The 14,193-nt window shown below is 34.8% G+C and carries 14 protein-coding genes; 10 read left to right on the forward strand and 4 right to left on the reverse strand.

Translation table 11 applies throughout. From position 1 onward, the window contains the following. Positions 1 to 154 precede the first annotated feature (154 nt). Both ACTYA4_RS00285 and ACTYA4_RS00290 read right to left on the reverse strand, forming a co-directional pair. Positions 155 to 1,324, reverse strand: a complete 1,170-nt coding sequence (locus ACTYA4_RS00285) for an MFS transporter (protein ID WP_443479796.1) — start codon at positions 1,322 to 1,324, stop codon at positions 155 to 157. A 288-nt stretch (positions 1,325 to 1,612) separates the two neighbouring features. Continuing rightward, entirely contained in the window at positions 1,613 to 2,674 is a 1,062-nt protein-coding gene (locus ACTYA4_RS00290; protein ID WP_443479538.1) for an NAD(P)-dependent alcohol dehydrogenase, read from the reverse strand. 728 nt (positions 2,675 to 3,402) lie between these two features. On the opposite strand from ACTYA4_RS00290, the gene ACTYA4_RS00295 reads away from it, so the two are divergent. Continuing rightward, the gene (locus ACTYA4_RS00295; protein ID WP_443479539.1) at positions 3,403 to 3,777 is read left to right on the forward strand and encodes a MerR family transcriptional regulator; all 375 of its coding nucleotides are present in this window, start codon (positions 3,403 to 3,405) and stop codon (positions 3,775 to 3,777) included. 412 nt (positions 3,778 to 4,189) lie between these two features. On the opposite strand, the gene ACTYA4_RS00300 is transcribed toward ACTYA4_RS00295, so the two are convergent. Further along, positions 4,190 to 4,450, reverse strand: a complete 261-nt coding sequence (locus ACTYA4_RS00300) for an HPr family phosphocarrier protein (RefSeq protein WP_443479540.1) — start codon at positions 4,448 to 4,450, stop codon at positions 4,190 to 4,192. A gap of 465 nt (positions 4,451 to 4,915) precedes the next feature. Here ACTYA4_RS00300 and ACTYA4_RS00305 point away from each other — a divergent pair, with 465 nt between their 5' ends. Continuing rightward, complete coding sequence (locus tag ACTYA4_RS00305; protein WP_443479797.1) at positions 4,916 to 5,665, forward strand: SDR family oxidoreductase; 750 nt, start codon at positions 4,916 to 4,918, stop codon at positions 5,663 to 5,665. A 202-nt stretch (positions 5,666 to 5,867) separates the two neighbouring features. Next, positions 5,868 to 6,413 carry an NAD(P)H-dependent oxidoreductase gene (locus tag ACTYA4_RS00310; RefSeq protein WP_443479541.1) on the forward strand — a complete coding sequence of 182 codons (546 nt, stop codon included), beginning with the start codon at positions 5,868 to 5,870 and terminating at the stop codon, positions 6,411 to 6,413. Positions 6,414 to 6,744: 331 nt separating this feature from the next. On the opposite strand, the gene ACTYA4_RS00315 is transcribed toward ACTYA4_RS00310, so the two are convergent. Then, a complete protein-coding gene (locus tag ACTYA4_RS00315) occupies positions 6,745 to 7,653 on the reverse strand; it encodes a LysR family transcriptional regulator (protein ID WP_443479542.1) in 909 nt (302 codons plus the stop codon). Between the two features lie 154 nt (positions 7,654 to 7,807). Between ACTYA4_RS00315 and ACTYA4_RS00320 the strand changes: the two genes are divergently transcribed. From ACTYA4_RS00320 to ACTYA4_RS00350, 7 genes are all read left to right on the forward strand, one after another. Next, positions 7,808 to 8,977: an MFS transporter gene (locus ACTYA4_RS00320; protein WP_443479543.1), complete on the forward strand. Its 1,170-nt coding sequence runs from the start codon at positions 7,808 to 7,810 to the stop codon at positions 8,975 to 8,977. Positions 8,978 to 9,073: 96 nt separating this feature from the next. Then, on the forward strand, positions 9,074 to 9,667 hold the full coding sequence (locus ACTYA4_RS00325) for a cyclophilin-like fold protein (protein ID WP_443479544.1): 594 nt from the start codon (positions 9,074 to 9,076) through the stop codon (positions 9,665 to 9,667). Positions 9,668 to 10,189: 522 nt separating this feature from the next. Next, entirely contained in the window at positions 10,190 to 10,975 is a 786-nt protein-coding gene (locus ACTYA4_RS00330; RefSeq protein ID WP_443479545.1) for a cytochrome P460 family protein, read from the forward strand. 102 nt (positions 10,976 to 11,077) lie between these two features. Beyond that, positions 11,078 to 11,776, forward strand: coding sequence for a DUF4405 domain-containing protein (locus ACTYA4_RS00335; RefSeq protein WP_443479546.1), 699 nt, complete (start codon positions 11,078 to 11,080; stop codon positions 11,774 to 11,776). A gap of 135 nt (positions 11,777 to 11,911) precedes the next feature. Then, positions 11,912 to 12,556 carry an SDR family oxidoreductase gene (locus ACTYA4_RS00340; protein ID WP_443479547.1) on the forward strand — a complete coding sequence of 215 codons (645 nt, stop codon included), beginning with the start codon at positions 11,912 to 11,914 and terminating at the stop codon, positions 12,554 to 12,556. Between the two features lie 241 nt (positions 12,557 to 12,797). Further along, complete coding sequence (locus ACTYA4_RS00345; protein ID WP_443479548.1) at positions 12,798 to 13,265, forward strand: cupredoxin domain-containing protein; 468 nt, start codon at positions 12,798 to 12,800, stop codon at positions 13,263 to 13,265. A 284-nt stretch (positions 13,266 to 13,549) separates the two neighbouring features. Continuing rightward, the gene (locus ACTYA4_RS00350; RefSeq protein WP_443479549.1) at positions 13,550 to 14,122 is read left to right on the forward strand and encodes a cyclophilin-like fold protein; all 573 of its coding nucleotides are present in this window, start codon (positions 13,550 to 13,552) and stop codon (positions 14,120 to 14,122) included. The last annotated feature ends 71 nt before the right edge of the window (positions 14,123 to 14,193 follow it).

Below are 14,193 nucleotides of genomic sequence, written 5' to 3' on the forward strand. Positions count from 1 at the left end.
TCCAATTCTAGTATTATTGTATTACTATTATTTTTGAAAAGTTTTTTTCCGTAAAAACGGAACGTACAAAGACAGAGTTATATCTGATAATCTTTCAATGGTAAAACAGTGTATGTCATTTTTTAAATAGGCATACACTGATTTATTACGTTCTTTATTTAGAAAGTTGTGTTGTAGGACTATACATGTAATTTCTTAGCAAAATAAATACTAGGCTCAATATCAATGATATCAATCCCACTAACACAACATATTTTGTACCTATTCCTGATATGAATAATCCACCTACAGATGTACCAAGTGTTATTCCTAAGTTACAGGATGTTATAAATAATCCATTAGTAAAATCAGGAGCTTCTGGGGCTGCAGATGTCATCCAATATTGACTAATATTATTTCCTATACCAGCTAATATTCCCCAAGCTAAAGTAATGATAGCTACAGGTACAGTGAATTGTCCCATTAAGAATAATAGGATGTAAACTACTGCAAATACAAAAGGATACGACACTACAGATTTGATGGCACTATTAGAAAGTAACTTTCCTGCTATAATATTTCCAATAATATTGGCCCCACCGTATATGACTAACATTAAACTAATTGTTTTCCCAGAGATATTGGTAATGTTTGTAAGATACTCGGCAAGATAACTATACACTCCAAATATTCCTGCATTTATTAAAATAACAGCCACAATAGAAAGCCAAAGTATAGGCTTCTTTAATACGCTTAATTGTGCACCGTAAGAAAGTCGTTCCTTAACAGGCATAGAAGGGAAAAATACTAATGCAGCAATAAATGCTATAGCATTTACAATAGCAAAGAATAACATCGCCATTTGAAACGACACGGTGCTAGCAATAAAACTTGTGATTGGAACACCAAGTACCATACCTGCAGATACGCCCATAAGTACCTTAGCAACAGCTTTTGGCGCATCTTCTTTGCGAACTGAGTTCGCAGCTATTGTAAATGCTGCTGAAAAATAAATGGGATGAAAAATGGCTGGAACTACACGGGCAATGACTGCAACCGTAAAGTTTGGTGCAAATAGGGAGACAATGTTACTTACAACGAACATACCAAGTACAAATAACATTGCATTCTTGCGATTTATTCCTGAAAACAGTAACGGTATAGTAGGACCACATATTGCAACAGTAAGCGCAAAGAGACTCACCAGCCACCCGGCCGTAGCTACACTGATATGAAAGTTATCAGCAATGAAAGGTAATATCCCCATAACTCCTATTTCAGTATTGATAATGCCAAAAGCTCCTATGGCTAATATAAATATAAGTAAATTATTTTTTTTCATTATTATCATTCTTCTCCCTTATTTTTATGATCAATTCATCCTTTAAATAAGGAAGTTGCTTCCTTATTCTAATTTTCCTTTGAAAGTTCTATCGTAAAGCAAGCGTATGCACTATACTTTCAGCTATAATGGTCGCCTATATATCCTTGTAATGTGCATGGATGTTAATTTACATAACCAAAAGATCTCAAAGACACTATTTCGGAAAACAAAAGGCGGGGTAGCCAATTCAAAAGGCTGCCCCACCTATCATCAGGTCCGGGTCAAGATGACAGAAGACATCTTTCCGAGTTATAAGGTAGAAATGTCAATAACGAATCGATATCGCACATCACTACGGAGAATGCGTTCATACGCTTCATCTACTTGATCAGCGCGGATTACTTCAATCATAGGAGCAATGCCATGCCCGGCCGCGAAATCAAGCATTTCTTGTGTTTCGCGAATGCCACCTATAAGTGAACCAGCAAGGCTACGACGACCCATGATTAGAGAAAACACTTTATATTGATCTGGATCAGCTGGTGCACCAACATTTACAAGTGTTCCATCGATGCGAAGCAAAGATAAATACTCATCAACATTGAGGTTTGCAGACACAGTGTTTAAGATAAGATCAAAGCGACCAGCTAATTCAGTAAACGTAGCAGGGTCACTAGTTGCATAGTAATGATCTGCACCAAAACTTAGTGCTTCCTCTTTTTTATTTATAGAACGACTTAAGACCGTTACTTCAGCACCCATAGCATGCGCAAATTGAATGGCTACGTGTCCAAGGCCTCCCATTCCCACAATGGCAACCTTTTTACCTGGTCCAGCATTCCAGTGTTTCAAAGGAGAGAATGTGGTAATACCCGCACACAATAGAGGGCTTGCAACATCCATCTTCAGGTTATCTGGAATGCTGACAACGAATCCTTCTTTTATAACGATTTTTTGACTATATCCACCATATGTTGGATTACCATCATAACCTAATGAATTATAGGTTCCGACAAAGCCTTTTGTACAAAATTGCTCTTCACCACTTAGGCAGTATTCGCACTCTCCACAGGAGTCAACCATACAACCAACGCCAACTCGATCACCAACAGTAAATTTTGTAACGTCTGATCCTACGGCTGCTACGACTCCAGCGATTTCGTGTCCAGGAACCATCGGGAAGATTCCGCCACCCCATTCATCAAAAGCACTATGAATATCAGAATGGCAGATACCACTAAATTTAATATCGATTAAAACGTCATCTGGTCGTAATTCTCTACGCTCGATAGTAGTATGTTCAAATTTCGCTTTTGCAAGTGGAGCACTTAGAACACCTGTCGTAGTCATGTTTTTATGATTATTACACATAAGTAAACACAATCCTTTCTTAATAAAAATAATAAGTTCACTGAAGAAATCACATCAACCCATTATTTTTAATGTATTTAAGCAGTGATAAAAACAGTTTAATCCTTAAAGTAGACTTTAAAGCAAGAGAATTTTTAAAAAAATTTGATCTTTTTTCTTAACATATTTTTACTGTCTGATAAAAGCTAAATAATCATCAATTTGATTTAGAGAAGATAAAAAATTTATTTAATACTACGGGTTGCTTTAATGCAAACTTTAAAGTTTATAATCATGAAAGAACAAAATATATAGCTAATAGTAAGGAAAGGAAGGGATACAGGTGAGAGGGCAACCGATGCTTTTGCAGGTGAAATGATTAAATTTGTCCAGATGGATAAAGATTTAAGTCACTGATCAAGTCTTCATCTCTGCTTTATATTTCAAAAGATAAGTATAAAATTTTTGAACTTAGATGAGTGTCTAGCTCCAGCGCCTAGCCCCTGTGAAAAATAACCCCATGCCTCTAAAAGTAAAAAGCACTTTTTGAGGTCATGTGAACATTTTTCTTCGGGGCTGAGCAAGGCGCTCACGCTTTTCTTATGAGGAGAGGTAATTCATTTGGTTTCTAATATGGGCATTCTTTATCAAGGGGGAAAGATCATTAAGTTAAAAATTAAAAAACAATTATTGCTATTAGTACATGAAGTTGTAATGAAAGGAGAATAAAAAATAAGGGGGAAGATACAATGCTATTTTATATAAAGGAAGCTGCTGAAAAGGTAGGGTTACCTGCACATACACTGCGCTATTATGAACAAGAGGGGCTTCTACCTTTCATAAAAAGAGATAATAATGGAAATCGTATGTTTGACGAAAAAGATTTATCATGGATAGAACTTATTATTTGTTTAAGGAAAACGGATATCAGTCTTTCAGAATTACGTGAGATTGTCGAATTAACAAAAGAAGGGGGATGTACAGAATTGAAACGTAAACAGATACTTGGAAAATATAAACAGAAAATGATGGAGAAACAAAAAGACTTAGATAAAGCTGTTGTAAAAATCAAAGAGAGAATGCAGTATTTCGATGAATTAGAAAAGAAATACGAGAAAAGATAATATGAATATGTCATTTTAAAGTGTATTAAAAACAAAATATTCACTACCTAAAATCATTTATAGAGTAACGATATTATCTTTTGGAAAATGAATCTACGCAACTCTGATGTTTCATAGGTGATTTTATAAACCCTTAATTTTTTGCTGTGATATTATTAATGGCTGTCCTAAAACGGCAAATCTATTAAAAATTGAAAACAAAGATCGTTGATATATCAGCATTCTTGAACATGAAAAGGGACATCCAATAGCCGAGAAATCGACTTATTGGAAAGCCCCTTTTCTTTGTTATAGGTATATTTGGAAATTTTAAGATGCTAAAATTTATTTTGTGAAAATGAAGAATTAGAGTTTTTTTAATTTACTTTGTAGGTCTTTCTGCTTTTTATATTATTTCTAGGGGTGTTAATTCTTATGTATGCATGTTTAAAAGAAATTTTTTTAAGGTCTCCATTGCAATTTGCTCATCGACTCCATCTACCAGTAAGGTAATTTCATCACCTTCTTTAACTGCTAAATCCATCACCTTCATTATGCTTTTTCCATTTGCAGAAATTCCATTTTTAGCAAGAAATACCTCGCTTTTAAAAGAAAAAACTTCACGCACAAATAAAGCTGTGTGTATAGCATGAAGGCCTTGCGGAAGTCGAATTATAAGTTTTTGTTTTAACATAATTTTTCACCTTATTTCTGTTCACTTATTTTTTATTTCTCTAACCTGTATAAATACTTCTTATGGATCATTTCCTTCTTTACAAGAGAAATCGTATTATTTTTATTAGCGCTACTACTAGCACCTGTTATTTGTTGTTATACTCTTTCGTAAACGACCTCATTTAATTTCTTAAAATTCTTAATTTAAAAAATATATGTAAAAATTGTAACAATAGTTTAAGTGTTAAAGTTAGCTTTAAAGCAAGGTGTAATTAATAAAAAAAGCTGTTTTATAGACTATTAAACAGCTTTTTTTATTAATTCTTTATGATAAAAGCTCTCTTTTAGGACTATACATGTGGTTTCTCAGTAGAATGAATGACACTCCAAAGCATTTAAGGTGAAAAATTTTGTATAACACTTGACTTGAAGTCGACTTTAAGGAGTAGAGTGTGTTTGTAATAATCATTAGGAGGAACTTATGATGACAAATATTGAAGGAAAAGTTGTTATTATTATGGGTGCATCAAGTGGGATTGGTGAAGCAACTGCCAAGAAACTTGCGCAAGAAGGAGCAAAATTAGTGATTGCTGCTCGCAGGGAAGATCGCTTGAAAGCCCTTGTTAAATCTTTACCAAACGCTGAAATTTCATACGCGGTTGCCGACGTATCGAATAAAGAAGAAGTTCAAGCAGTTGTAGACTTAGCTGTTGAAAAATATGGTCGTGTGGATGTACTCTACAACAACGCTGGAGTTATGCCAACTGCTCCACTTTCAGAAACTCGCTTTGATGAATGGCGTCAAATGTTAGATATTAACATTATGGGTGTTTTAAATGGAATTGCGGCGGTTTTACCTATTATGAAGCAACAACAATCTGGTCACATTATTTCAACTGATTCCGTAGCTGGACATGTTGTTTATCCAGGGTCTGCTGTATACTGTGGGACTAAGTTTGCAGTTAGAGCGATTATGGAGGGATTGCGCCAGGAAGAAAGAGAAAATAATATTCGGTCAACTATCATTTCACCTGGGGCTGTAAGCACAGAACTTTATACAACAATTAATGATCCTGAAAATCGAGAGTGGGTAAAGGATCTTATGAGTAAGAATGAAGAAGGTCTTTCTTTGAAATCAAGTGATATCGCCGATGCAGTAGCTTATGCGATTAGCACACCTAAAACTGTAGCGGTAAGCGAAATCTTGATTCGCCCAACGAAGCAAGTTATCTAATGGATGTAGTCATTAATAAAGTCATTCACTACAACTAAAAGCCGATTTTTTCGTTTAGGAAAATCAGCTTATCTACAATTAAATCAATTATTAAAAAAGCGCTTGAACGGGGTATCAATACCTTATCCAGTATATAGGTTTCATGTTAGTTTTAAATAAATCAAATTGAAAAACAAATTATTCTTTAAGGAGAGATAATAAAATGAAAACTCTTGTTCTTGTTTTTCACCCTAACTTAACTGCTTCTCGTGTTAATCGACTCTTGACAGAAGAAATGGAGAAGCAAAATAGCGTGACCGTTCACCGAGTTTATGAGACTTACTCCGATGAGAAGATCGATGTCGCAGCCGAGCAAAGGTTATTGGAGAAGCACGATCGTATCGTTATACAATTTCCTTTCTACTGGTACAGTACGCCTTCACTCTTAAAAAAATGGGAGGATGTCGTCTTTTCATACGGCTGGGCTTTTGGAAGCAATGGGAACAAGCTGTACGGGAAAGAGCTGCTGATTGCCGTTTCTATAGGCGCCGCTAAAGAAAGCTATTCACTAGACGGCAATTTTAAATACACCGTCCCAGAGCTACTGCGACCTCTACAGGCAACCAGTAACATGATTGGCACAAGCTTTTTAACACCTTATATATTGTACCGAGTGAATCAACTGTCCGACGAGCAGCTTGAGCAAAGTGCGAAGGATTACATGGCTCATGCATTGAACCCAGAACTTAAGCCGCTTCCCGTCCGCTAAGATGGCGCTGTAACGGCAAAAATTTTGTTCAAACAATAAACCTCTCACAAAGAAGCCTAATAGTTTGAACTCATCAATTTCGAATTTGAATAGTCATCCTCTACGAATAACTATTTTTCTCTAATAAGGATGAATTACAATTTTAATCGTTAATGCTAGATCAAGTGCACTCCTGTTTAGTAGTCCTTAATTAAAAAAGCAAATGATACAACCTGAGTTCTGTATCGATAAGGACTCAGGTTATTGGAAAATAAAAAAGCACTCTTTGAAAGAATGCTTAATGACTCTCAAATTAGAAAATCTAAAATAGTGCTTATTCTAGAGATGAATCCTATATATCTGATAAACATTTTGAAAATTTCACCTGAATTTCTTTCAAAAACATATCCGCAGCAGCGGAAAAAACCTGGTGCTTTTTCCAAACAATATTTAAGCCAGATTCAAGTCTTGGCTCCAGCGGTCTAAAACAAAGCTTACTATCACTAGACGTATTCACTATTTTATCAAGGACTACTGCATAACCAATGCCCTCTTCCACCATAATGGCAGCATTATATGCAAGATTGTATGTAGTCACGACATTTAATTTATCAAAATCTTCACCAAACCAATCCGCAAATTCATTTTTAGAAAATGTCTGTTTAATAGCCTGTCGTGAACAGATTAGCGGAACATTTAATAAATCCACTGCTTGAATGGTATCTTTGAAAGCAAGAGGACTGTCCTTTCTCATAACAACGCCCCAAACATCTTTGGTTGGGACATTGATATAATTGTATTTTGATATATCAGCTGGTTGAATTAAAATACCAAAGTCAAGTAATCCCTTGTCAAGTCTTTCAGTCACATCGTCTTCGTTTCCGCTGTAGAGGTGATACCGGATATTTGGATAACTTAACTGTAAATCTTTTACTACCCGTGCAATCTGTCTCATAGAGTCTGTTTCCCCACCACCTATATAGACATCACCACCTATTGTTTCTTCCATTGAACTAAATTCTACCTCTAATTTATCGACCATACCAACTATATCTTCTGCTCTCTTTCGCAAGAACATTCCTTCTTCTGTAAGAATGATACTATGACTACTGCGAATAAATAGTTTTTTTCCTAACTCTTGTTCAAGGTCTTTTAATTGTCTTGACAAGGTTGGCTGTGTAACATGCAAAAAATTAGCTGCAGCCGTTATGCTTCCTTCTCTTGCAACAGTAAGAAAATATCGCAATACCCTAAATTCCATATAACACTCCTCCTATATAATGTTTTAGTATATATATTTAAGATATGCTCATCAAGCATATCTTAATATAAGATATAAGTAATAGGATATATACAAAAAACACGCTAGAATAAATAATAAACGAGTTTAAAGGTAGAGATTTGGAGGAACTTTTTTGCAAAAACAAAATAATTTACTCATATTTATATTAACCATAGGGGCTTTCGGGATCATAAATACTGAAATGGGGGTTATAGGGATATTACCCTACATTGCTGATCAATTTCATATCAGTGTAACTAAGGCCGGGTGGCTGGTAAGTCTATTCGCACTTACTGTTTCAATATCTGGTCCAACTATGCCGTTATTATTTTCGGGGATAAATCGCAAGAAGGCGATGTTATTTGTACTTGGTATTTTTGTTATTGGAAACATTTTTTCTATATATACATCTAACTATACCATTGCAATAATTGCGCGTGTGATTCCGGCCATTTTTCATCCTATTTATTTTTCAGCAGCTTTTACAATAGCTGCTAACTCAGTTCGCAAGGAAGAAGCTCCAAAAGCTGTTTCAAAAGTTTTTATTGGAGTATCTGCGGGTATGGTACTTGGTGTACCAATCGCCAGTTTTCTGGCAAGTATAGTTTCGTTTCAAATATCCATGGCGTTTTTTGCTATCGTGAACGCAATAGTATTTATTGCTACATTAGTATTTTTCCCTTCTATGCCTGTTAAAGAAAGACTTTCTTACGGAGCACAGGTAAGCGTATTAAAAAAACCAATTACTTGGCTTTCCATTGTTGCTGTCATTTTACTAAATTCAGCAGTATTTGGGGTGTATAGTTATCTTGCTGAGTATCTTAAAACCGTTACGAATACCTCTGGGAAAGCAATTAGTTTAATGTTATTCATATTCGGGGGAGCAAATATTATTGGAAACATTGTGGCAGGGAAGTTACTTACTAAAGATGCCATTAAATCTGTTGTATCTTTTCCTTTTGCTTTGGGAGCCGTTTACATCCTATTATTCTTATTAGGACAATTTACTTTTCCTATGGCTATCATTACTTTAGTTTGGGGGATATTGGCTGGTATAGCAGTTAATATTAATCAATATTGGATGACATCTGCAGCTCCAGAAGCTCCTGATTTCGCTAATGGATTATTTTTATCATCCGTTAACTTAGGAACAACAATTGGAACAGCTGTAGGTGGATTATTTATTTCAGAATTAGGTACACAATACGTCGTATTAGTGGGATTATTATCGCTGGTATTAAGTTTGGTATTTATTATGTTAAGGAACTACATGTATAGTCCTATAAAACAACTTTCTAGATAAGGTATTCATTCAACAATCTATAACAGTTTTCTAATCAGTATTCTTCATTTACTGGATGACTGATTATTCTTTATGAATAAATAAAGAGGAGGAAATATGAGAAGAAAAAGAATATTTTATATGTTTTTATTATGTGTAATATTTGTAGTATTAAGTGGTTGTAGTAACACTAAACCTAATGATTCTAATAAGCCAGAGTCGAACTCTAATTCAGAATTATCCTCTGATTCATTAAATAATAATCAGACTGATAATGAGGTAGCGCAAGATAACTCTATGGGAGAGACAGATAATTCATCTATTTCAGAATCAAATGAAAGGGAAGGAAATGATGCGATGAGTAGTATGACAATTACAGTTGGAGATGAAAAATTCACTATTACTTTGTACGATAACCCAACTACCCGAGCTCTTGTTAAAGAATTACCTATGACGGTTAAAATGGATGACCTGAACAGAAATGAGAAATTGTATTATTTCAGTCATTCGTTACCTACGAATAGTGAGCGAGTAGGAAGTATCAATGCTGGAGATTTGAATTTATATGGTTCGGATTGTTTTGTTCTATTTTATGAAAGTTTCTCTACTCCTTATAGTTATACGAGATTAGGCTATACTGAAGATGCGACAGGATTAGCAAATGCGCTTGGCAGAGGAAGTGTCACTGTTACATTTGAACTGGATATTTAAATAAGTTTTCCATGTGCAAAAAAATGTATTCAACTAAGCATATTTATCGCTTTAGTTGGATACATTTTTATTTTTTAGAAGTGGTTAGAATGTAGATTCAATAGTTAAATCACTATTTTTACGTTTTGTTTAATTTTTTTTTATCGCCAAGTATACCATCAAAATAATTGAAATAACTGTTCATACTGTTCACTTATTTTTTGTAAGTCCAATTTTCATTATATTGATCATTAGTTTGAACCATCGTTTTGTAAAGGAGAAAAAAACAACGTTCAAGATATATAAGCTAAAAAATTAAAAAACATTTTGATATCGTTTGACTTCAAGTCAACTTTAAAGTGTAAAGTGAATGCATAACCTTAATGAAGGAGGAGATGATTATCCAAATATAAAGCATATAATTTTCATTTAATAATTACTTTACGGTGTAAAAACAGCGATTTTAACTTGGAATAGAAGCAAGATAGAAGTCCAATTGTGGTAAATAACGAGACAATAAAACGAAACTTGGAGGAAAAGAATATGAAAAAACGATTCATTCTGATACTTATATTGCTGCTGTCCCTCACCCTTACTGCTTGCAACAACAATGAAAATAATACAATGGACAATTCAATGGATGATACAACGGACAATTCTCAACAAGGGGAGACCTCCTCTGGGGCTAATTCCGGGGAATACGCTGAGATTGGATCTGGGGCTCATCTTGTGAAATATCCTGACCTTAAAGATCATATCGTGTTTACGACTTACGATCGAGGAGATATTCATGAAAACATCTATGTAAATAGTAGGGAAGCAATTGAAGCAGTGCAGAACGGAGAGGAGCTTCCGAGCGGCACCGTGATCACTCTCGAAGGATTTCGAGATGGAGAGATTGAGCATTATTTAGTGATGGAAAAGCGTACCGGCTGGGGTTCCCAGTACTCGCCTGAGGAGCGTACTGGGGAATGGGAATTCCAGGCATTTACTCCTGACAGAGAAGTGATGGAAGATGGTATTGGCGGACAAGCTATTGGACGATGCTATTCCTGCCACGCAAATCAGGAAAGGGACGAATTTATGAATTCGTATGATGACATGAAAGAGTTTGATTTAGGAAAAGTTGCACAATCAAAGAACAGCAGTACGGAAACCCCAATTGCAGCTATTCCTACAGAGCACTGGAAGGTAAATGAGATATCTGCTCATATGAATGATTCGAAGGATGTAAAGAAAAAAGAAAGTAATTTAATTGATGATGAGAAAAAAGCGAAAAAAATTCAGGACGTTCTTTTGAAGATGTATTTAGAGCAATATAATAGCTAGTGCACGTACCTGCGATTAAAGGATATTTGCAAGTCTACTTAAAATAGGATCACTGTTGGAACAAAAATCCAATGATTAACTAAATAGAAAGAGGAGAATTCTTTGAATCGAAAGATGGTATTCAAACTCGTAAATGATATTGTTATGACAGTTCTTATGTTAATAACAATTGCCTACTATATTACCGGAAACACAATCCATGAATTCCTTGGTGTGTCGGTACTTGTATTATTTATAGTCCACAATTTTTTAAATCGACGTTGGTATAGTACGATACTTAAGGGAAAACACAATCTACGTCGCATTCTGCAAATAGGACTTAATTTGCTTTTTCTAGTCGTAATGACTGTGATGATGATATGTGGAATACTAATATCCAGTGATATATTTCCTTTTATTCCAGTAAATAATGACATGATCTATCGGCAATTACATGTTCAGACAGCCTATTGGGGATTCATCATCATGGCAGTACACATAGGGTTTTCTTGGAGTATGATTATCAATTCAGTACGGAAAATGACGGGAATTACCAGCACTAGCCGTATTCGCACCATTGCGTTGCGTACTTTGTCGGTGTTAATTGTAATCTATGGGGTACATTCTTCCATCGAGAGAGAGATGGGTTCGAAGCTAATGATTTATAGCCCATTTGGTTTTGGGTTTAATGATAATTCCACTATAAGATTTTTAATTGACCACTTAGCGATTATGGGAATTTATATTTGTGGAACACATTATGCTTTGAAATTTATTCAGAAACAAGAACAAAGAGCAGTTCAAAAAACTGATAAGGTTTAGAAGTTTAGAAGCATTGGCTGTCTTGAGGAAGAAGTATATAAAGGCAGATTATAAGAAGCTAGAAAATCCAGTTATTTTCTATTTTGCATAAACAAATTGATGCTCAGAAAAATAAGGGGAAAGGAAGAGAAATCATTGAATGTACTTGTTATAGGAGCAAATGGCCAAATAGGCCAACATCTTGTAAAGAAGCTGCAAGCTACAAATAAATATAACACTATTGCTATGGTTCGAAAGGAAGAGCAAACAGCAAAGTTTGAAGAACAAGGAGTCAAAACAGTACTCGTTGATTTGGAAGGGAGCATCGATGATATAGCCAATGTTGCAAAAGATGTGGATGCAGTTGTATTCACAGCTGGCTCAGGTGGTCATACGGGAGCCGATAAAACAATGATGATTGATTTGGATGGAGCCATTAAATCAATGGAAGCAGCTAAACAAGCTGGGGTGAAGCGTTTCATCATTGTTAGTGCGATTGGTGTTCATCATCGTAAAAAATGGTTGAAAAGTGCATCGTATTATAGTGCGGCTAAGTATTACGCAGATGCTTGGTTACAGAGGAGTGGTCTTGATTATACGATTATCCGTCCTGGGAGACTGTCTAATGATTCCGGAACAGGGAAGGTAAAAATGGCAGTTGACCTTGAAGATGGACAAATTCCTCGCGAAGATGTTGCATTAGCAATTGTTGCTTCACTGGAGAATAACAGTACGATAGGTAAAGCCTTTGATATGATTAGTGGAGAGACTTCAGTTGAGAATGCCCTGAAAATGCTATAAAAAGTTATTCTATCAAGAAAAACTAGTATCCCCCTTTATATATCTAAGGATAATTACTAGTTAAATAAAAGAAAGTGAAAGAAGCTATTTATCATATATAGAAGCTGTTAATGTAATAAAAAAGATGGAGAGAGGAATCTTCTATATAAGGAAAAATCTCTACAATTAAACTCCTTTTTAGTTAAGGAGCTCCTCCATTTTACAATAACAAAGAAGATATTATTTGAGGAGGTATTCTACAATGAAAACACGAAAAAATCTATTATTTCTTAGTTTAATTGCTTTGATTTTCATTCTTAGTGCATGCGGAGGATCACAACAGGGCGCGGATAATACGGACAACAACACGAATCAGGAAAACATGGAGGGCATGGACCATACCAACATGGATGACTCTACAACATCTGATTCCAATTCATCGTCAAATGCAAGTTCAGGTGAAGAAGTAAGTATAGTTGCTTCTAATTGGAAATGGGACTTGTCTAAAACTACTTTTAAAGTAGGCGAGCCAGTGACCTTTTCTATCGAAGGACAAGATAGTTCTCATGGTTTTACAATTGAAGGTACAAATATAAAAGAGCAAATTGCACCTGGAGAAACAAAAAAAGTCACCTGGACCCCAGAAAAAGCAGGAGAATATACAATAAAATGTACTGTCTTCTGTGGAGATGGTCATGACGATATGGTTCAGAAAATAACAGTTAACTAGTTGTAAACTTAGACCATAAATTTTTATTTTCACTATCGGTTTTAGAAGAAGAATCTCCAAAGTAAATAAAAGACAATGATAAACAAAATGAAAAACTTTTGATTTTTGTCTGCAGTCAACGAAGGGTGGCTGCGGACACCATGCTATTTTTATCTGTGAGTGAATTTTTGAACTGGTTTTTCAGGAATAGGTTCAATAAGAGCATTTATAATCACTTCTAGATTTTTGGTTATTCTTCATGTTATTTTCAAAATATTTGTACGAATCAATAAGGAGGAGAATTAGTGGGAAATCGGTTTAAATTCACACTTTTGTTTATATTGGCGATATCAACGTTTCTTACAGCTTGCGGAAGTAGTAATAATGAGAGGGAAAACAATGGTGATGTTACTCCAAATAAAAATTCAAGTGGTGAACAAATAGATAAAATCGATGAGCAGGACAAACAGAATAGTGAGGATTCAACAATGGATAATGGAGGTTTAGATAATATGGGAGATGTTAAAGTCAAATTGACATTTAACAAAGAGGAAGTAATTGTGAAAATGTATGATAATTCAGCAAGTAGAGATTTTTTAGCTCAATTGCCGTTAACGATAACATTTGAAGATTTTGTAGGTAAAGAGAAAATTAGTATTTTACAAAAAAAATTATCGGCAGATAATATCCAATCCGGAAACCAACCAAAAAAAGGAGACTTTGCATATTATTCTCCTTGGGGAAATTTGGCTATATTTTATAAAGGTAATGGGGATGCCTTAAATGATCTTATTATACTAGGTCAGATTGAATCAGGAAAAGAAAACTTTGAAAATATTCAAGGTGATTTCACAGTTCATATTGAAAAAGTCGATTAAAGGAAGAGATTTGGAGGAACTTTTTTACAAAAACAAAATAATTTACTCATATTTATATTGACCATAATTAA

The organism is Niallia yueguangensis (genome assembly GCF_052663115.1).

Bases quoted from the DNA above. Each gene is read 5' to 3' on its own strand.
- ACTYA4_RS00310 (WP_443479541.1), top strand. From the start codon at position 5,868: ATGAAAACTCTTGTTCTTGTTTTTCACCCTAACTTAACTGCTTCTCGT.
- ACTYA4_RS00305 (WP_443479797.1), top strand. From the start codon at position 4,916: ATGACAAATATTGAAGGAAAAGTTGTTATTATTATGGGTGCATCAAGT.
- ACTYA4_RS00300 (WP_443479540.1), bottom strand. From the start codon at position 4,450: ATGTTAAAACAAAAACTTATAATTCGACTTCCGCAAGGCCTTCATGCT.
- ACTYA4_RS00345 (WP_443479548.1), top strand. From the start codon at position 12,798: ATGAAAACACGAAAAAATCTATTATTTCTTAGTTTAATTGCTTTGATT.
- ACTYA4_RS00330 (WP_443479545.1), top strand. From the start codon at position 10,190: ATGAAAAAACGATTCATTCTGATACTTATATTGCTGCTGTCCCTCACC.
- ACTYA4_RS00295 (WP_443479539.1), top strand. From the start codon at position 3,403: ATGCTATTTTATATAAAGGAAGCTGCTGAAAAGGTAGGGTTACCTGCA.
- ACTYA4_RS00290 (WP_443479538.1), bottom strand. From the start codon at position 2,674: ATGTGTAATAATCATAAAAACATGACTACGACAGGTGTTCTAAGTGCT.
- ACTYA4_RS00315 (WP_443479542.1), bottom strand. From the start codon at position 7,653: ATGGAATTTAGGGTATTGCGATATTTTCTTACTGTTGCAAGAGAAGGA.
- ACTYA4_RS00325 (WP_443479544.1), top strand. From the start codon at position 9,074: ATGAGAAGAAAAAGAATATTTTATATGTTTTTATTATGTGTAATATTT.